The sequence below is a fragment of the Silvimonas sp. JCM 19000 genome, assembly GCF_054652575.1.
This window is the reverse complement of the sequence record NZ_BAAIHC010000045.1, coordinates 1-19,108: the sequence shown is the minus strand read 5'-3', so window position 1 is coordinate 19,108 and position 19,108 is coordinate 1. Positions and strand designations below refer to the sequence as shown.

Annotated in this window: 14 protein-coding genes; 9 read left to right on the top strand and 5 right to left on the bottom strand. The window is 61.6% G+C overall.

Annotated features, from left to right (window positions below):
• Window positions 1-186 precede the first annotated feature (186 nt).
• The 3 genes from htpG to ACYQ1A_RS21355 all read right to left on the bottom strand — a co-directional run bounded on the left by htpG (window position 187) and on the right by ACYQ1A_RS21355 (window position 6,403).
• Complete coding sequence (gene htpG, locus ACYQ1A_RS21365) at window positions 187-2,076, bottom strand: molecular chaperone HtpG (protein ID WP_499365755.1); 1,890 nt, start codon at window positions 2,074-2,076, stop codon at window positions 187-189.
• A 210-nt stretch (window positions 2,077-2,286) separates the two neighbouring features.
• A complete protein-coding gene (aroA, locus tag ACYQ1A_RS21360; protein ID WP_499365754.1) occupies window positions 2,287-3,597 on the bottom strand; it encodes a 3-phosphoshikimate 1-carboxyvinyltransferase in 1,311 nt (436 codons plus the stop codon).
• A gap of 55 nt (window positions 3,598-3,652) precedes the next feature.
• Window positions 3,653-6,403, bottom strand: coding sequence for a PAS domain-containing protein (locus ACYQ1A_RS21355; protein ID WP_499365753.1), 2,751 nt, complete (start codon window positions 6,401-6,403; stop codon window positions 3,653-3,655).
• 201 nt (window positions 6,404-6,604) lie between these two features.
• On the opposite strand from ACYQ1A_RS21355, the gene ACYQ1A_RS21350 reads away from it, so the two are divergent.
• The 7 genes from ACYQ1A_RS21350 to ACYQ1A_RS21320 all read left to right on the top strand — a co-directional run bounded on the left by ACYQ1A_RS21350 (window position 6,605) and on the right by ACYQ1A_RS21320 (window position 12,369).
• Window positions 6,605-7,456, top strand: a complete 852-nt coding sequence (locus tag ACYQ1A_RS21350; RefSeq protein ID WP_499365752.1) for a 23S rRNA (adenine(2030)-N(6))-methyltransferase RlmJ — start codon at window positions 6,605-6,607, stop codon at window positions 7,454-7,456.
• Window positions 7,457-7,791: 335 nt separating this feature from the next.
• Complete coding sequence (gene infA, locus ACYQ1A_RS21345; protein ID WP_053937913.1) at window positions 7,792-8,076, top strand: translation initiation factor IF-1; 285 nt, start codon at window positions 7,792-7,794, stop codon at window positions 8,074-8,076.
• A gap of 127 nt (window positions 8,077-8,203) precedes the next feature.
• The gene (locus ACYQ1A_RS21340; protein WP_062224982.1) at window positions 8,204-8,593 is read left to right on the top strand and encodes a TOBE domain-containing protein; all 390 of its coding nucleotides are present in this window, start codon (window positions 8,204-8,206) and stop codon (window positions 8,591-8,593) included.
• A complete protein-coding gene (gene modB, locus ACYQ1A_RS21335) occupies window positions 8,587-9,255 on the top strand; it encodes a molybdate ABC transporter permease subunit (protein WP_499365751.1) in 669 nt (222 codons plus the stop codon). Before ACYQ1A_RS21340 ends, modB begins: the two co-directional genes overlap by 7 nt.
• A complete protein-coding gene (locus ACYQ1A_RS21330) occupies window positions 9,252-10,109 on the top strand; it encodes an ABC transporter ATP-binding protein (protein ID WP_062223502.1) in 858 nt (285 codons plus the stop codon). Before modB ends, ACYQ1A_RS21330 begins: the two co-directional genes overlap by 4 nt.
• Window positions 10,110-10,205: 96 nt before the next feature.
• Complete coding sequence (locus tag ACYQ1A_RS21325; protein ID WP_499365750.1) at window positions 10,206-11,780, top strand: hypothetical protein; 1,575 nt, start codon at window positions 10,206-10,208, stop codon at window positions 11,778-11,780.
• Between the two features lie 64 nt (window positions 11,781-11,844).
• Complete coding sequence (locus ACYQ1A_RS21320; RefSeq protein ID WP_499365749.1) at window positions 11,845-12,369, top strand: MgtC/SapB family protein; 525 nt, start codon at window positions 11,845-11,847, stop codon at window positions 12,367-12,369.
• A gap of 11 nt (window positions 12,370-12,380) precedes the next feature.
• Here ACYQ1A_RS21320 and ACYQ1A_RS21315 read toward each other — a convergent pair whose 3' ends face one another.
• Both ACYQ1A_RS21315 and ACYQ1A_RS21310 read right to left on the bottom strand, forming a co-directional pair.
• Window positions 12,381-12,806, bottom strand: a complete 426-nt coding sequence (locus ACYQ1A_RS21315; RefSeq protein WP_062223493.1) for a MarR family winged helix-turn-helix transcriptional regulator — start codon at window positions 12,804-12,806, stop codon at window positions 12,381-12,383.
• The gene (locus tag ACYQ1A_RS21310) at window positions 12,803-14,389 is read right to left on the bottom strand and encodes an MDR family MFS transporter (protein WP_499365748.1); all 1,587 of its coding nucleotides are present in this window, start codon (window positions 14,387-14,389) and stop codon (window positions 12,803-12,805) included. The genes ACYQ1A_RS21315 and ACYQ1A_RS21310 overlap by 4 nt, the downstream gene beginning before the upstream one ends.
• A gap of 152 nt (window positions 14,390-14,541) precedes the next feature.
• On the opposite strand from ACYQ1A_RS21310, the gene ACYQ1A_RS21305 reads away from it, so the two are divergent.
• Window positions 14,542-16,725: a PAS domain-containing sensor histidine kinase gene (locus ACYQ1A_RS21305; protein WP_499365747.1), complete on the top strand. Its 2,184-nt coding sequence runs from the start codon at window positions 14,542-14,544 to the stop codon at window positions 16,723-16,725.
• Window positions 16,715-18,958, top strand: coding sequence for a putative bifunctional diguanylate cyclase/phosphodiesterase (locus ACYQ1A_RS21300; protein WP_499365746.1), 2,244 nt, complete (start codon window positions 16,715-16,717; stop codon window positions 18,956-18,958). Before ACYQ1A_RS21305 ends, ACYQ1A_RS21300 begins: the two co-directional genes overlap by 11 nt.
• The last annotated feature ends 150 nt before the right edge of the window (window positions 18,959-19,108 follow it).

The following is a 19,108-nucleotide window of genomic DNA, read 5'->3' as shown; positions in this document are numbered from 1 at the left end:
TGGGTCTGGACCCACCGACCAAAGCCGATAAAAAAGAAGCAAAAAGGGGCGTCCCACCCAGATGGTTCTGATGATGGGACATAGCCGGGGCGCCGATGCCACCCGATACGCGCAAACACCATTGGCGCAGCCCAACATAAAAAACGGCGATCCGCGAATCGCCGTTTTGCTTAACCGCCAGCGCAATTACATCTGCGCCATCAGCCCATTCAAACGCTTCACAAAGCCGGCCGGATCATCCAGCTGTGCGCCTTCGGCCAGTACAGCCTGGTCGTACAGCAAGTGGGTCCAGTCTTCAAAGCGCTCGCCGTTCAGTTGCGCTTTCAGCTTTTTAACCAGCGCATGTTCCGGGTTCACTTCCAGAATCGGGCGCGTGGCTTTGACGTCCTGGCCTGCTTGTTTCAGCAAACGCTCCAGGTTGGCGCTCATGTCGAAGTTGTCCACCACCAGGCAAGCCGGGCTATCAGTCAGGCGATGCGTGACACGCACGTCTTTCACCTTGTCGCCCAGCGTGGTCTTGAACTTCTCGATCACATCGGCCAGTTCCGCCGCCGCCGCTTCTTGCTGCTGCTTTTCGGCTTCGTCTTCAAACGCGCTCAGATCCAGCTCGCCCTTGGCGACCGATTGCAGTTGCTTGCCATCGAATTCGGTCAGGCTGGATGCCAGCCACTCATCCACGCGATCCGACAGCAACAATACTTCGATGCCCTTTTTGCGGAAGATTTCAAGATGCGGGCTGTGCTGCGCGGCGGCAAAGCTGTCGCCGGTAATGTAATAAATCTTGTCCTGGCCTTCCTTCATGCGGCCCACGTAATCGGCCAGCGACACGGTTTGTTCCGGCGTATCGGCCAGCGTCGAGGCAAAGCGCAGCAATTTGGCAATGCGCTCTTTATTGGCAAAATCTTCGCCGGTGCCTTCTTTCAGTACCTTGCCAAATTGCTCCCAGAACAGCGCGTAATCTTCCGGCTTGTTTTCGGCCAGATCCTCCAGCACGCCCAATACTTTTTTGACGCAACCGGATTTGATGGTTTCCACTTCGCGGCTGGCTTGCAGGATTTCACGCGAAACATTCAGCGGCAAATCGGCCGAATCAATCACGCCACGCACAAAGCGCAGGTATTGCGGCATCAGCTTTTCAGCGTCTTCCATAATAAAGACGCGTTTGACATACAGCTTGATGCCGTGACGGCGTTCGCGCTCATACAGATCAAACGGGGCGCGTTTGGGAATAAACAGTAATTCGGTGTATTCCTGGCGGCCTTCAATGCGCGCATGGCTCCATGCCAGGGGCTCATCAAAGTCATGCGCCACGTGTTTGTAGAATTCTTTGTATTGCTCGTCGGTGATTTCCGCTTTGTTGCGGGTCCACAAGGCATTGGCCTGGTTGACCGCTTCCAGCCCTTCGCCCGGCACCACGTTGCCGTCATTGTCATAGGTCGGCTGTTTGGCCATCAGGATGGGCAGGCTGATGTGGTCGGAGTACTTGCGGATAATGCCGCGCAAACGCCAGTCATCAAGGAACTCGTCCTCGCCTTCTTTCAGATGCAGCACGATCTCCGTACCGCGCGACGCTTTGCTGACTTCTTCCAGCGTAAAGTCGCCTTCGCCACCGCTTTCCCAACGTACTGCCTGATCCGCCGCCAGACCGGCGCGGCGGGTAGTCAGGCTGACTTTATCGGCAACGATAAACGCCGAATAAAAACCCACGCCAAACTGGCCAATCAGATGGCTGTCTTTTTGCGCATCGCCGGTCAGCTTGCTGAAGAATTCTTTGGTGCCCGAACGCGCAATGGTGCCGATATTGGCGATGACTTCGTCGCGGCTCATGCCGATGCCGTTATCGCTCAGCGTAATGGTGCGCGCTTCTTTGTCGAAGGCCAGTTTGATATTGAGTTCACCGTCGCCTTCATACAGATCGCCATTGTGGATGGCCTCAAAGCGCAATTTATCGCATGCATCGGACGCATTCGAAATCAGCTCGCGCAAAAAGATTTCCTTGTTGGAATACAAGGAATGAATCATCAATTGCAGCAGTTGTTTTACTTCGGCCTGAAAGCCCAGCGTTTCTTTACTCATAAATCAAAGCTCCTTGTTGCTAGAAGTGCGCTGGCAACGAAATGGGGACACAAAAACCGCTTTCAAGATGGGGGCATTCGGCAGCCCGGCCATCGCATAAAGTGGGTCACGAACCACCGCGCAAAGCCACGGAGAGCAACGCAAACATAACGCTGAATTCGCTGGCTTTGGTGGGCGGGTCAAGACGCGGACGCCGCGACCCACCCCAGCTCACAGCCCGGCGGTAGTGATCGACGCCAGCACATCAAAGTAAGTCGGGAAAGTTTTGGCCGTGCAGCCCGGATCGTTGATGCGCACCGGCACGCCGCCCAGTGCCACCAGCGAAAAGCACATCGCCATGCGGTGGTCGTCGTAGGTATCAATTTCGGCATTGGGGATAAACATCGCGGGCGGCGTGATGCGGATATAGTCCTGGCCCTCTTCCACCGCAGCGCCGATCTTGCGCAGTTCGGTGGCCATGGCGGCCAGGCGGTCGGTTTCCTTGACGCGCCAGCTTTCGATATTGCGGATAACGGTGCTGCCCTCGGCAAACAAGGCCGCCACGGCGATGGTCATGGCCGCGTCCGGAATGTGGTTAAGATCAATATCCAGCGCCTTCAGCTTGCCGCCGGGGGCCGGGGCCGCTTCGATATGGTTGGCGCCCCAGCTGATTTGCGCGCCCATCAGTTCCAGCACTTCTGCAAAGCGCTTGTCGCCCTGAATGCTCTCGCTGCCCACGCCTTCCACGCGCACCACGCCGCCACCGATGGCACCCGCCGCCAGAAAATACGAGGCGCTGGAGGCATCGCCTTCCACATGCACCACACCCGGACTTTGGTACACCTGGCCGCCCGGAATAAAAAATTCCGTCCAGTCGCGGCGCTCCACCTTGACGCCAAAGCGCGCCATCAGGTTGAGCGTAATTTCGATATAGGGTTTGGAGATCAGCTCGCCCACTACCTCCAGCGTGACGTCTTCGCCGGTCAGCGGCAGCGCCATCAGCAAGGCGGTCAGAAACTGGCTGGACACATTGCCCTTGACCGGGATGCGCCGACCCGCCGAAATGCTGGCCGGTTGCAGTTGCAGCGGCGGAAAGCCTGCGTTGCCCAGATAAGTGATGTCGGCGCCCACCACCCGCAGCGCATCGACCAGATCGCCTATCGGGCGCTCGTGCATGCGCGGCACGCCCGACAAGGTGTAGCTGCCCCCCGCCAGTGCCAGCGCGGCAGTCAGTGGGCGGAAGGCGGTGCCGGCATTGCCGAGGAACAGATCGGCCTGTTTAACCGGAAACACGCCGGCCACGCCATCGACTACAAAGTCACGCGTGCCCGGGGTTTGCGTTACCGCCACGCCCAGCGCGCTCAGCGCTTCGAGCATGCGTTCGATATCGTCGCTGGCCAGCAGGCCTTTGATTTCGGTGCGGCCTTGCGCCAGTGCGGCCAGCAACAGGATGCGATTGGAAATGCTTTTGGAACCGGGCAGCGTCACGGTGCCATTAACGCGGGGAATCGGGGCGAGATCGAGGTATGCAGGATGATCCATAACGGGCGCGCAGGTCAGGGAAAACCAGCATGATAGCAGCCCGCCGCGTCGCTGCTTAAACGACGGTGGCGGCGCGCCGGCATGGGGCCAGCCGCACAAAGAAGGTGGCGCCGGCGCCGGGCGGGCTGTCAAAGCCGATTTCGCCCCCCATGCCGGCCACCAGGCTGTGCGAAATCGCCAGGCCCAGCCCGGTGCCGCCTTTTTGTCGCTGATCCGAGCTATCGGCCTGCGAGAACGGCTGGAAGATGCGATGGCGGAACGCTTCCGGTATGCCCGCGCCCTGATCGGTCACGCAAATGCGCCAGCCGGGCTCGCTCTGATCAGGCAACACATCGGGCTGCATCCGCACCTGCACTTCAGTGCCTGTGGCCGAAAACTTGGCCGCATTGGATAACAGATTGGCCATCACCTGGGTCAGCCGCGCCGGGTCGGCGCTGGCGTAGATGGGCGCGGCGGGTAGATCGACGTCAAAGCTCACATTGAACTGCGTGGCATACATCTGATTGGTTTCGACCGCCTGGCGCACCAGCATGGCGATGTCGACGCATTCGATATTCAGTTCCAGCTTGCCCGCGTTGAGCTTTTCAAAATCGAGGATGTCATTGACCAGCATGATCAGCCGATCGCAGTTGCGGTCGGCCACGGTCAGCATTTCCTGCAAGGGCGGCGCCAGCGAGGCTTTGCCGAGGTTTTGCAGCAGACGCAATGCACCACGCAGCGACGTCAACGGCGTGCGCAGTTCATGGCTCACCGTGGCCACAAACTGGCCTTTAAGCAAATCGATGGCTTTGCTTTCGCTGATGTCCTGAATCACCCCCCACAAGCGCACCGCCTTGCCATCCACCATATCGGCCTGGCCCAGCGAACGAATCCACACGCTGCGGCCGAGGGCAGTGACCACTTCGACTTCCATATTCCAGCCGCGACCGGTCTGGATGGCTTGTGCCAGCGCGGTTTCCATCTCGCCGCGCGAACTGGCGGCAAACAGCGCCAGGCTTTCGGTGACATCGGGCACCCGGCCCGGCTGCATATCAAAAATCAAAAACATGCCTTCTGACCACGTCACTTGCTTGTTGGCCAGATCCACTTCCCACGCCCCCAGCCGTGCCAGCTTGGAGCTTTGCGCCAGCATGGCTTCGCTGCGTTGCAAGGCAAGGCGCGATTCGTGCGAGTGGGTTACATCGATATAAGTCAGGATCATCCGCCACGGCTGCCCGCCGGGGCCACGCAGAATAACCTTGCCGCGCAGGCTCACCCATTTGTAGCTGTGGTCCTTGCAGCGCAAGCGATGCTCGCTGACCAGTTCCGGCGTTACGCCATGCTGATGCGCGATCATTTCGGCCATCACGATCGGCAGATCATCCGCATGGATGCAACTGCGCCAGCTGACCTCGGTTTCGGCCAGATCGTCATAGCCGTAGCCGAGCATATTGCGCCAGGCCGGCGAAAAATAGAGCCGGTCGCTCAGCATGTCCCAATCCACCACGCCCTGGCCGCTGCTCTCCAAGGCAAATTTCCAGCGCCGCTCGCTGTCTTCCAGCGCCAGCTCTACACGTTTGCGGCTGTCGATATCGATGGTCTGCACGATGAAATGACTGAACACGCCATGCTCGTCATGCACCGCCGACAGCACCCAGTTGGCCCAGGCGGTGACCCCATCGCCGCGCTCGTATTGCAGCTCGCGCGAGGCACCGCGCAACTGGCCGCTGGCGACTTGTTCGACCAGTTCCAGCAAAGCCAGCCGCGATTCGTGATGCACCATTTGCCAGATCGATAAATGCACCGGCGGCGCGCCGGTATAGCCCAGCATCGATTGCAACGATTGATTGGCTTGCAGAATATGGCCCTGGCGCGTGACCAGGCCGATGCCGATCACGCTAAAGCGCATGGTGTTTTCAAAGCGCTCGGCACTTTCGCGATATTGGCGTTCTTTGTGATTGCGCTGAAATACCAGCACGCTGATCAACAACGGCGGCACCAGCGCCAACCCGATCGAGAGCGACAGGATCTGCGGGTCTCCCCCACCCGCTTGCGCCCACGCGGCGTGGGTCGAGCGCGCCGATAGTGTCGACATCAAGATGGTGTTGGCCAGGCCAAGCAGGCCTACCCCGGCCAGATCCAGCTGAAACGCCGCCAGCGTCAGCGGCAAGGAAATCACAATAAACGGATAGGCGTAATACTGCAGCGCCAGCGCCGTTGCGCTGAGCGAAACCAGCAGAAACAGGCCGAGCGACGGGTTAAAGCGCCATAGTCGCGGCGTCAGCAGGCTGCGTAGATCAGATGCCATCACCAGCGGCAACACGCCCAACATGCCTATTGAGCGGCTTAGAAACCAGTGCCGCAGCGCGCTCTCGAAATCATCGCCGCGCACCAGTGCAAAACACACCGCACCGATCAGCGCACTGGGCAAAGCTCCCGCTAGCATGACCGTGCCCAGCGTCTGGATAAAGCGCTTCACCTCGTGCACATAAACCGCGTCTTCGACCATGAAATGCAGCAAGGCCACCGGCAGCGCAATACCGACCACGCTGGCACCCACATACACCGCACCCACGAGCGGCGAAGACGCATACAGCAAAGCCACCACGGTGGCCCCACAAAACGCGGCGGCCAGCGCTTGCCACGCACGGCGCAGCGGCAGCCGCAAGGCCACGGCGGTGGCCAGCGCGTCGGCCCACCAGATATCTGACAAGTGCCCGGGACGGGTTTCCAGCGTGCGTGCCAGTATGCCCAGCGCCACATAAGCCAGCAGCGTCAGACCAAACACCAGGGTAAAAGACGCACGCGCGGTGCGGGAATCCGGCATCCAGCCCCCTCGCCGCGTGCCTGCCATTGAAATGGTCACCACAATCTTCAACAAATGGAAATGCCCCACCCGGACGGATGAGGACGCTCTGAATCATAGTCTCGCGTAAGCCGCCCGCAACCCAGGCAGGCGCCTGGGTTGCGCGGTAGGAGACTGGCCGCCCGGCGCGTACAATGGCGGCGTTTCTTTGCGCCTACGACCATGCTCAGCTACCGCCACGCCTTCCATGCCGGCAATCACGCCGATGTTCTCAAACACACGGTGCAGATTGCGCTGCTGCGTTATCTCAACCAGAAAGACAAAGCCTATTGGTATGTGGATACCCATGCCGGGGCTGGCATGTATTCGCTGGTCGAAGGCTATGCCACGCGACTGGCCGAATTTGCCGATGGGGTCGGCCGCTTATGGGATCGCAGCGATCTGCCGCCGGCACTGGCCGATTATCTCGAACAGGTCAAAAGCTTTAATCCCGATGGCAAGCTGACGCTGTACCCGGGGTCGCCCGCCTGCGCGATGCGCGTGCTACGGCCGCAAGACCATGCGCGCTTGTACGAACTGCACAGCAGCGATGGCCCGCTATTGCAACAGGCCATGCAACCGTGGCGGCGCGCCGTGCAGATCGATCAGGGCGATGGCTTTGCCGGCCTTAAAGCCGTGTTGCCGCCGCCACCGCGCCGCGCGCTGGTGCTGATCGACCCGCCCTACGAAGACAAAGGCGATTACAAGCGCGTGGTGGATGGCCTGCGCGAAGGCCTGAAGCGCTTTGCCACCGGCACCTATGCGGTGTGGTATCCGTTATTGCAACGCGCTGAAAGCCAGGGCCTGGCTGATCAGCTCAAAAAATTGCCTGCCAAAGGATGGCTGGAAGCCACGCTGACGGTGCAAACACCCTCGGCCGATGGCTTTGGCATGCATGGCAGCGGCATGTTTATCCTTAATCCGCCCTACAACCTCAAAGACACCCTGGCCGAGGTGATGCCCTATCTGGTGCGCCATCTGGGCCGTGACAACGGCGCGCGGTTTGTGCTGCAAGCGCATGAGAACGCGGTCTGATTGCCCGGCACCGCGCCGGCCTGCGCGGCCGTTCGTCCTGTAATTGACGCGCGGCATGGCCCTGGCGTGGTTCAATGCGGCCCCGGCCCTGATACCACATGCACCGACACAGCCCGTTAAAGGGCAGTGTTGTGTATAATTTCGAGTCTTAACGTCCGGATTCATGGCACTTTTCGCCGCAGCGACAGTCTTCGCGCGGCCTGCCGGGTCCGCTGCACACGCATACCACTGACACCTGAATCGGCCGAGACTCAAGGTTTCGCCCGGTTGCAAGCCAGCGCCGACGTTAAACAGCGTTGCCGCGCTGGCCCGTAAAAACCTAACCTGGAGTTGTAATGGCAAAAGAAGATCTGATCGAAATGGAAGGCGTAGTAGCTGAAGTGTTTCCGGAATCGCGTTTTAAAGTGGTTCTGAATAACGGTGTGGAAATCACCGCCTATGCATCGGGCAAGATGCAGAAAAACCGCATCCGCGTACTGGCGGGTGATCGCGTTACCGTAGAAATGTCGCCGTACGATCTGACCAAAGGCCGCGTGAGCTTCCGTCACAAAGACGAACGTGCTCCGGGTTCGGCCCCGATGAACAACGGTCAGCGTCCTGGCGGTCAGCGTCGCCGTTGATTGCGTGCCCTGCACGCGCCCGCGCCACCCATGTGGCCAGGCGTGGCAGGGCCTGGTTTTTTGCATGCGCCGGTTGGTGATTGCGCCGGTGTAGCCCGAACCGCTTCCAACCCCACAGGGTGCCCGCGTGAACCGCATTGCCGCGACGTTGACCGATCTGCAAACCGACCCCGGCGTCTGCTTGATCAGCGCCAGCGCCCATGGCCATGCGTTCTTTGCCATGCTGGTGGGCGATGCCCCGCCCTTGCAGACCGGCGCAGCCATCACGCTGAAATTCAAAGAAACCGAAGTCGCCGTCGCGCGAAATCTGCACGGTGAAATCAGCCTGCGTAATCGCGTGCCGGGCGTGATCGCCAGCATCGAACCCGGCCGTTTGCTTAGCCGCGTGGCCATTCCGTTTGGCGACCAGACCATCCACGCCGTGGTCACCACCGGCTCGGTCGAACGCCTGGGCCTGCAAGCCGGCGTTGCCATTGAATGGCTGGTCAAAGCCAATGAGATGGGCGTGGCGTGCTGACTGGCATTGATCTACAACCGCTGTGGCTGACCTTGCGCCTGGCCAGCGTCACCACCGCGGTATTGCTGGTGCTGGGCGTGCCGCTGTGCGCGTGGCTGGCCAGCCGCGCCGGACGCGCGCGCAGTCTGGTCGAAATCCTGATCAATTTGCCGCTGGTGCTACCGCCTACGGCGCTCGGCTTTTATCTGTTGCTGACCTTCAGCCCCACTCACGGCCCTGGTTTGTGGCTGGCTAATACCTTCAAAATCCAGATTGCCTTCAGCTTTAGCGGGCTGGTGCTCGGCTCGGTATTGTTCAGCTTGCCGTTTATGGTGCAGCCCTTGCTGGCCGCGCTGCGGCAAACCCCACGCAATATCCTCGATGCCGCGCGCACGCTGGGCAAAAGTCGCGTCAGCGTGCTGTGGCATGTCTGGCTGCCCACCGCGCGCCATGGCGTGCTGGCCGGTGCGATTCTTGCGTTTGCGCATACGGTGGGCGAGTTTGGCGTGGTGCTGATGATCGGTGGCGGCATTCCGGGGCAGACGCGCGTCGCCTCGATTGCGCTGTACCAGGAAATGGAAGCGCTCAACTACCCCGCTGCCCATGCCTACGCCGCCATCCTGGTGGCGTTTTCTTGTGTGGTGCTGTTGCTGTTGCAAGTGGTGCAAAGGCGGGCCCGATGAGTCTGCAATTGCAGTTCAGCCGCAACATTGCGGGACGCCGGGTAACGCTGGATTACGCGCTACCGCCCGGGCAGTGCCTGGCGCTGTACGGCCCCTCGGGCGTAGGCAAAACCACCTTGTTGCGTACGCTGGCGGGCTTTGAGCGCATCGAACAGGGTCGCCTCGCCTTTGGCGCGCAACTGTGGGATGACGGCAAGCACGCCCTCGCGGTCGAACGGCGCCGCGTAGGCTATGTGTTTCAGGATTTTGCCCTGTTCCCGCACATGAGCGCCGCGCGGCAACTGGCCTATGCGCAGCCACGGCAGCCCACGCAATCGGTACAGCACTGGCTGGCGCTAACCGGTCTGGCGGAGCATGCGCAGCGCTATCCGCATCAATTGTCCGGCGGCCAGCGCCAGCGTCTGGCCCTGGCGCGTGCCCTGGCCAGCGAGCCGACCTTGTTGTTGCTGGATGAACCTTTGTCCGCGCTCGACGCATCGCTACGCGAGCAACTGCAAACCGCCCTCGCCGAACTGCTGCAGCAAACGCGTTTGACTACCGTGCTGGTAAGCCACGATCTGGGCGAAGTGTTCCGCCTGGCCCAACACGTGATCAAGCTGGACGTGGATGGCAGCGTACACAGTGGCACGCCGCAAGCGGTGTTGTTGCAGCCGGGCCAGTATGGTCGTTATCGCCTCACCGGCCGGGTGTTGCTGCTGGCGCCTGCTGAGGTGCAATGCCGCGTCGTGGTGGCCATCGGCCAGGAAACCGTAACCACCCTGATCAGCCATCAAGAAGCGGCCGGGCTGCAAGTCGGCCAGGCCGTGGCGGTGTCTCTCAACGGCGCCAGCGCCACGCTGGCCGCGCTGACCTAGCCGTCCGGCTTCAACCATTTACTAGCATTTTCGATGTAAGCCGCGTCGGCGCTGCGTCACATACTGGTCGGGACCACCGCCACGGGGATCCGGCCCATGCGCACACGCAGACACTTTCTTACCCGCACCCTGCCTGCGGCTTTGCTGGGCGCGGCGCTGCCGCCCAGCCTGGCGGGTTGGTGGCCACGCCAGTATCCGGCCAAATTACTCGAAATCGGCGATGGCACTGCCTATGCCGATCTGCCGGTGCTGAACGCCGCCATCGGCACGGCGGTGCAATATCGCGTGCCCGCTGCCTGCTTTGGCTTCAATGTGCCGTGGGCGCCGTTTCAGCAAGGTTATTGGCTCGCCAGCGCGGGCGCCGGGCAGGTGCATCCAGACGTGGTGGCGGCGTTACGCCAGTTTCCGCAAGCGTCGTATCGCTACCCAGGCGGCACGCCGTCCAACAGTTTTATGTGGCGCGACTCCAGCAAGCCCGTATGGCAACGCCAGCCGCAATTTGCCGCCGACGTCGGCCGCGCAATCACGCCCGCGTTTGGCGTGGATGAGTTTCTCGATTTTGTGCAGCAAGTGGACGGCCAGGCCATTTACACCCTCAATCTGGTCGGGCCGCCGGGCCAGCGCTGGCAAGCTGAGCAAATCCGCGATGACGTGCTCAGCCTGATGCAATACGTCTATCAAACCGGCCAGGGTTCGCGCATCTTGTTCTGGGAACTGGGCAACGAACTCGATCTTGGCAATTACACGCCCGCCAGCTACGCCAGCCTGTATCGCTATCTGCGCAGCGCCATCGATGAGTATTTCGGCCGCACCGCCTTTCGCCCGCAGCTTTATCTGCAGTCGTACACCTTGTCGCCCGCCGACGCCTCGGCCAATGTGGCGTTGGCACGCTGGGATCGCCCCTTGCTGCGCGAGCTGGGCACTTTGCGGCCCGACGGCGTGGCGTTTCATGGTTATTACGATGGCGGCGGTGGCCAGATTCCCGCCAAAGTCAGCGAGATTGCGCAGGTGGCCGCGTTATGGGGCTGCCCGGTGGCGGTCACCGAATACGCGGTCTGGTGCCCGCATCCCGAAGTCGCAGGCACCTGGCCGTCCACCTGGCAAGGCGCAGCCGGGCTGGCGGCGGTGGATTTCCAGATTGCCTGCATGTCCAATCGCGTGGTGGCCGCCTGCTATCACAGCCTGCAACCGGGCGGCCCGTTCAAGTTGTTCAGCAGCGATGCCGAGAGCGGTGCGATTACCCCCAACCCGGTGTATTACGGGCTAAAGGCGGTGCGCTTTGGCTATCGCGATAGCAAGTTGACGGTGGACGCACCCTACGCGCCCGCGTGGTCGGGCGCCGTCTGGGCCCGGCCCTATCCGTATGCGCGGGCCTTTGCCATGCAGGACAGCGCCAGCGGGCTCAGTTCGCTGATCGCGTTTAATCGCAGCAATGGCGATTACGCGCTCAAGCTGGACTGGGCCGGCGTCAATCCCGATGGCGTGCTGCAGATGGTGCTGGCGCGCGGTTTTAACGATCAGGCCGAAGGCGCGCAGATCGATACGCGCTATGCCGCCAGCCAGCTGTTGTATAGCGTCAAAAACCAGGCCTCGAGTGCGCCGGGGCACGCGCAGCAACTGTTGTTCCGGCTGCAGTCGCGCAGTGTGCTCAGTCTGGTGGAACTCAACTAGCGCGCGCAGGACTCACTGGAGCCTAAACTGTGTTTATCGTTTATTACTCCAACCTGCCGCCGCCATGCCTACACCCGATTTTGTTCCACTCCCCGCCGCGATTTTTTATCTGGGCGCCGCCACCGTACTGGGCGCGGTGCTGGGCCTGAACCGCCAGTTGCATAGCAAGCCCGCTGGCTTGCGCACCCACGCCATGGTGGCGCTGGGCTCAGCGCTGGCGTCGCTCACCATCGAACGCGTTAGCGGTGCGGGGCCGGATGCCGTCAGCCGGGCCATGCAAGGGGTGATTACCGGCATCGGCTTTATCGGCGCGGGCGTCATCATCCATCACCGTCAGGTCGATCGGGTGGAGGGCCTGACCACCGCCGCCTCCATCTGGCTGGCCGCGATGATGGGCCTGGCGTGTGGCGGTGGCGAAGTCGGCATCGCCGCCTGCGCGCTGGCGTTTGCCTTGTTATTGCTGGTGTTCGGTGGCGGCTTTGAAAAAGCTTTTGTGCGTTTGCTGGGCGGCCCGCGCAAGAAACATCATGCGCAGATGCCGAGCGAAGACCCGCATAGCGGCCCGCCACCCGACCCGGAGCGGGAATAAGCGGCGCGCGCTTAAATCTTGCGCTGGCGAAAGCGCGCTTCCAGCTTCTGCAAAATCTGCGTGGCTTTGGCCAGATCGGCCTCGTCGAATTCGGCCAGCGCTTCATCAAAGAAGGCCTGGCGTCGGGGTGAGGCCTCATCGATCAGCGCCAGGCCCACTTCAGTCAGTTGCACTTGCGTCAGCCGGTTGTCGTCGCTATCGGTATGACGCGAAATCAAACCCTCGGCCTCCATCTGCTTCATATGCCGCGTGAGCAAACCGGGGTCGATCAGCAAGCGTTGCACCAGTTGCTTTTGCGTGGCGCCGCCCAGCGTGTGCAAGGCGTGCAGCACGCGCCAACGTGGCATGGGATGGCCGACCGCATCTTCAAACGCGGTATACATGGCACGCACGGTCGGGCCGATTTGCTGCAGCAGATTACGTTCAGACTCGATCATTCGGCAGCCTCCGCCACGGCGGGTTTGACCGCGTGGGTAACGGTGCGCCGCTTGAGTTTGATATCCGGCACCCGCGTCACCAGAAACAGCGCCACCAGCATCATGGCCAACACCACGTACTGGCCCACATGGATGGCTTCCACCAGCACCTGGCGTGCAGCTTGCAACAAGGGTGCGGCGGCGCTACCGGCCTGCGCGACAAACTGCGCGGCCGAGTCGGGATTAACCAGGATCTGCGGGTCCTGCAACGCGTGCAGCCACTGCCCCGCCTCCACGTGCTGCAAGGCATCAGCCACCCCCGCAGCGTAGTGATGTGAAACAAAGGTACCGATCAGCGCCGTGCCCAACATCCCGCCTATCATGCGGGTGGATTGCAGCATGGCGGTGGCGATGCCCAGCTGCGTACGCGGCGCGGTTTCCTGGGCAAAGATGGTCAGATTGGGCAGCAGCAAACCCACGCCGATGCCGCCACTCATCATGGTTGCCACCAACAAGGCATGGCCGGTACTGGCAACGGTGCGGGTCAGGCCAAAGGCTGACAGCGCAAAAAACGCAAAGCCGACGTAGAGAATGAGATTGGGCCGCGGCAAGCGGGTCACGATGCGGCCGTTCAGGATGCTGCCGACGGTAATGCAGACCACAAACGGCGTAATCAGCAAGCCCGCCCGATTGGGCGACAAGCCAAAGCCGCCCTGGAACATCAGGGGTGCGTAATACATGATCGCGAACATGCAGAAGCCCATTACCAGCGACAGCGCAAACAGCGGCGCCAGGCTGGCATGGCGGAACATATCCAGCGGCAGTATCGGATGCGGGCAGCGTTTTTCCCACCACAACAAGCCCGCCGTGGCGACGACGGCAACCACACCGGGCGTCAGCAACTGGCCCAGCGCCCGATGCTGCGGCAACCATTCCACCAGCAATTGCACGCTACCCAACGCCAGCGCCAGCAAGGCGGCACCAAGCCAGTCCAGTTTGCCCGGTGGATGCTCGGAATGGCGTATGCGCGGCAGATAGCGCCAGACAAACCACAAGCTGACCAGGCCCACCGGCAGATTGACGTAAAACACCCAACGCCAACCTGCGTATTCAGTCAAAAACCCGCCCAGCGACGGGCCGATGGCATTGGCCAGGCCAAACGAACTGCTGAACAACACTTGCCAGCGTAAACGCTCGTGCGGATCCGGAAACAGATCCGGCACCGAGGCAAATGTGGTGGCCACCAGCATGCCGCCGCCAATGCCCTGCAAAGCCCGCGCCAGCACCAGTTGCAACATGCTTTGTGATAAACCGCACAGCATGGAGGCCAGGGTGAACAGCACGATGGCGACCAGGATGAAATGTTTGCGGCCATATTCATCGCCCAAACGCCCGAAAATTGGCACGGTAATCACCGACGTCAGCAAATAGGACGTCCCGACCCAGGCATATAAATCAAAGCCATGCAGTTCGGCCACCACCGTGGGCAAGGCGGTGCCCACCACGGTCTGATCCAGCGCCACCATGATCAGCACAAAACATAAACCCAATAGCGAAAACAAACGGGCACGGAAACCGGAAGGTGGGGCGTGGACAGGGGCCATCAATCATTGCTCGATCAATTTTTGACAAGTCAACGATAGTGCCGCAGCAGGAGCAGATTGTCTATCCTGCAAACAACCCGGCGCGGCCGCAGAGTACGGCCCCGCCCTCCCGCTAAAACACGCACGCAGCCCGCGAGGATCTCCTCCCTAACATGCCGTACTTGCGCCGGTACACCACGCTACGCCTGTTGATTCCGCTGTTTGCCGGGATCGTGGTGCTGGCTTGCCTGAAGACAGCGGCGCATATCGAGCATGCCGCCGAAGTCACCCGCCACAGCCAGGCCGCGCAAGATGCGCAACGTGCGGGTGATGCGGTGCAAGGCTGGATTGAAGTGCATCGGGACGCCTTGTACGGCATGGCCGCCGTCTTTAACGGCGCGGCCCCGCTCAATGCCAGCCGGTTTGCCAAAGCCGCCCGCACGCTGGCCCCGATGGCGGGTGAAGTGCTGATGCCGCCGGTGGCCTTTGTAACGCCCGACCATCGCATTCGCTTCAGTACCGAGAGCAGCGGCGATCTGGCGGCGGGCAAGGCCGTCAACCACATCGCGGCACTGGTGCCCTTGCTTGCACAATTGTCGGCGGCTCCGGTTGGCCAGATCACCATCGGCCCGCTGTTCTCCAATCCACGCGGCGGCTGGTCGGCCTATCTGGCGCTGGCGATGCAACAGCGCGCACAGCCGGGCGTCTTGCTGACGCTGGTGGATTTTCAGGATTTGCGCATGGCGCACGCCGACAACACGCCGGGCCTGGTGCTGCGGCTGGCGCTGCAGACCTCGGGCCAGGCGGCCGAATTTGTGGCGGGCACCACCCTGCCCCCGCCCACCAGCTTGTTTACCATCGAACAGGCCTACAGCCTGCATGGCGCCATCTGGCGTATGTATTGGGATGTGATGCCCAATTACGCCGGCAACCAGGCATGGTCGCAAGCGCGCTTGCTGGCGTTGGTGTTGCGGGTGGGGGGCATCGTGCTGGCGGTGGCCGTGGGTTTGAGCTGGTGGATATTGCTGGGCTTGCTACAGCGCGGCACGCGGCGCGAACGCGAACTGGCGCAGGCGCATACGCAACTGGCGCAAAGCGAACATCACTATCGCTCGCTGATCGACCAGGTACCCGGTGCGGTCTTCCGTTGCGAGATCGACGAGGCGCGCACCATGCGCTATCTCAGCCCGGCCATCGAGCCTTTGTGTGGCTGCACCGCCGCCAGCCTGATCGGCAATCGCGAACGTACCTACGCCAGCCTGATCCATCCCGACGACCGCCCCCTGGTGGCGCACACGCTGCGCCACGCCTTGATCAGCGAAGAACTGTACGAACTCGAATATCGGCTGCAACGCCTGAGTGGCAGCACGTGCTGGGTGTTCGAGCGCGGCATTGCCAGCCACGGCGCGGCGCATACGCGGCAGATCGATGGCGTCATCATTGACATCACCGCGCGCAAACAGATCGAAGACCAGCTGCGCGAAGCGCGCGACCGCCTTGAAGAAAACGTGGCCGAACGCACCGCCGAACTGCAGACCGCCAACGAAGAACTGACGCATGCGATGGCGCAGCTGGTGCAATCCGAAAAACTGGCTTCGCTCGGCAGCCTGGTCGCGGGCATCGCGCATGAACTGAACACGCCGCTGGGGAATACGGTGACGGTGGCATCGACGCTGGCGCAAAAGGTGGAAGAGTTTGATCACACACTCAGCAGCGGCCAGCTGCGCAAATCCGAGCTGGTGAGTTTTGTGCAAAGCTGCACCGAAGCCGCCGCGCTGGTGCAACGCAATGCGCAACGCGCGGCCGAGCTGATCAGCAACTTCAAGCAAGTGGCAGTCGATACCGCCAGCACCCGCCGCCGCAGTTTCAACCTGCGCCAGACCGTGGAAGAAGTGCTTTCGACATTACGGCCGCAACTCAAGCACACCCCGCATCGCATCGAACTGGATATGCCCGAAACGCTGGTGCTGGAAAGCTATCCCGGCCCGCTGGAACAAATCCTGACCAATCTGGTGACCAACTCGCTGGCGCATGCCTTTGGCCAGACGGCCAAGGGTGAAATCCGCATCAGCGCCAGCCAACGCGACGGGCAAACCATAGAACTGGTGTTTGAAGACAACGGCAGCGGCATTCCGCCGCAATTACGCAAACGCGTATTCGACCCCTTCTACACCACGCGTCTGGGCCAGGGCGGCAGCGGCCTCGGACTATATATCGTGTACAGCCTGGTGCACGGCGTGCTGGGTGGCAGGTTGACCTTGACCAGTGCGCCGTCCGGCGGCGCGCGCTTTGAAATCGAATTGCCCTGCATTGCACCGCACCCCCAACAGACGGAAGCTTCCACCCATGTCTTCTGATCAAGCCCCCGCCTCTGCCGACGACACGCTGCATCTGCTCGATGACAGCCATGCCGTGCCCGCCGTCAACCCGGCCGCAGCGTGGCCGGTGCTGATTATCGACGACGACGAAGAAGTCCACGCCGCCACCCGCTTTGCCCTTGAGGGGCTGACGCTGCAAGGCCGCAGGCTGGAACTGGTGCATGGCCATAGCGCGGCCGAAGCGCGCGCGCTGCTGGCCACGCGACAGGACTTTGCCGTCATCCTGCTCGATGTGGTGATGGAAACCGGCGACGCCGGGCTCACGCTGGTGCAGCACATCCGCAATACGCTGGGCCTGCTGGAATGCCGCATCATCCTGCGCACCGGCCAGCCGGGCTATGCGCCCGAACTGGATGTGTTTACCGATTACGACATCAATGACTATCGCACCAAGAGCGAGCTGACCCGCACCCGCCTGATTACCGCGATGATTGCCGCGCTGCGTAGTTATCAACAATTGCGCGCCATCGCTGAAAACCGGCGCGGTCTTGAATTGATCGTGCACGCCGTGGCCGATCTGATGGAACAACCGGCGCTGAACCGCTTTGCCGAAGGCGTGTTGACGCAAATGACCGCGCTGCTCAATCTGCCGGTAGACGGCATAGTCTGCGCGCAACGCGGCGCGCCTTCGGGCGAACCGGATCACGAAGGCCTGTATATCGTCGGCGCCGCCGGCCGCCTGGCCCCACTGATCGCCGCCCCACTAACCGAATTGCACGACGGCGCGGTCCGCCTGGCCATCGAACAGGCCATCCTTAGCCGTAGCCATCAATTCGGCCCGCATACCACCACGCTGTATCTGTCCGGCGCGGGCCAGGAAGGCGCGGTGTTTATCCACACCGGCGTGCCGCTCAGTGCCAGCGATCAGCAACTGGTGGCCGTATTTGCCGCCAATCTGTCGGCGTGCTTCGGCAATATCAAACAACTGGAACGGCTGAACTTTGCTGCCTACCACGACGGCCTGACGCATCTATCCAACCGCGCGCATTTCGTGCACACCCTTGATGCCGCGCTGGAACGCCGCGTGCATGGCCAACGCGCGGCCTTGATTGATCTGGAACACTTCTCCGACGTCAACGACGGTCTGGGCCAGGAAGTCGGCAATGCCTTGCTGCTGACGGTAGCGCGGCGGCTGGAAGCGTCGTTTGGCGCGCATTGTGATATCTCGCGCATTGGCGCCGATGTGTTTGGCCTGGTTGGCCCGCAAGCCGAACTGGCGCCGGAACGCATTTACAGCGTGATGGAAGATCCGTTCGAAGTGGGCGAACACACTTTGCCGGTGGGCATGGCGCTGGGCTTGTGCGATCTGGAAGACGCCGGCGGCAGCGGCTACAGCGCCCTGCGCCGCGCCACTATTGCGCTCAATCGCGCCAAGCAAAGCGTCACCGACAGCAGCGTGCGCTTTACCCCGGAGATGGAAGACAACACACGCTGGCGGCTGGACGTGATTCGCGCGCTACGCAATGACTTTCGCGCGGGCAAGCTGGCGGTCTGGTACCAACCGCAACTGTCGCTGGCCACCGGCCGCCCCTGCGGCATGGAAGCATTGCTGCGCTGGCCGGGCGAAGGCAGCGGTTTTGTGCAACCGCCCTCGGTGTTTGTGCCGCTGGCGGAATATTCCGGCCTGATCGTCGAGATTGGCGAATGGGTGCTGCAACAAGCGGGCGAGGCCTGGCGCGCGGTTTCGGCGGTGGAATCGGGCATCACGCATATTGCCGTCAACGTCAGCATCCCGCAGTTCCGCAACGGCAAACTGGCCGAAACCATTGCCGGCATTCTGGGCGCACAGCGTATGCCGCCGTATGCGCTGGAGTTGGAAATCACCGAGAGCGTGGCCATGGATGAGCCACGGCGCGTGATCAGCGCGCTCAAGACGCTGCGTGAGATGGGTGTGCGCGTGGCGATTGATGACTTTGGCACCGGGTATTCGTCGCTGGGGCAATTGCAGGCTTTGCCGATTGATAGTCTGAAAATTGATCGCAGCTTTGTGGCTGATATTGCCAACGGGCGCGGTGGCTCTTTTGTGGAGACGATCGTGGCGTTGGCGCAGAAGACCGGGCTGGAGACGATTGCCGAAGGCGTTGAAACCGCCGAACAAGCGGGCTTCTTGCGTGCTTTGGGGTGCACGGAGGCGCAGGGGTTTTATTATGCGAAGCCGATGCCGCTGGATGAGGTTTTGGGGTGGCTCAAGACGTTTCCACCACGCGGGTGATGCGGGGCTGGTTTGTTTTGGGGTTTGGCAGGTTGCCTGCGGCGCTTGGTTGATGCTTGGCTTTGCCTGACTTGAAACCCTTAACCGCTTGAGCCTGCGGCGCATGTTTTGATGTTTGGCTTGGCCTGACCTGAAACCCTTAACCGCTTA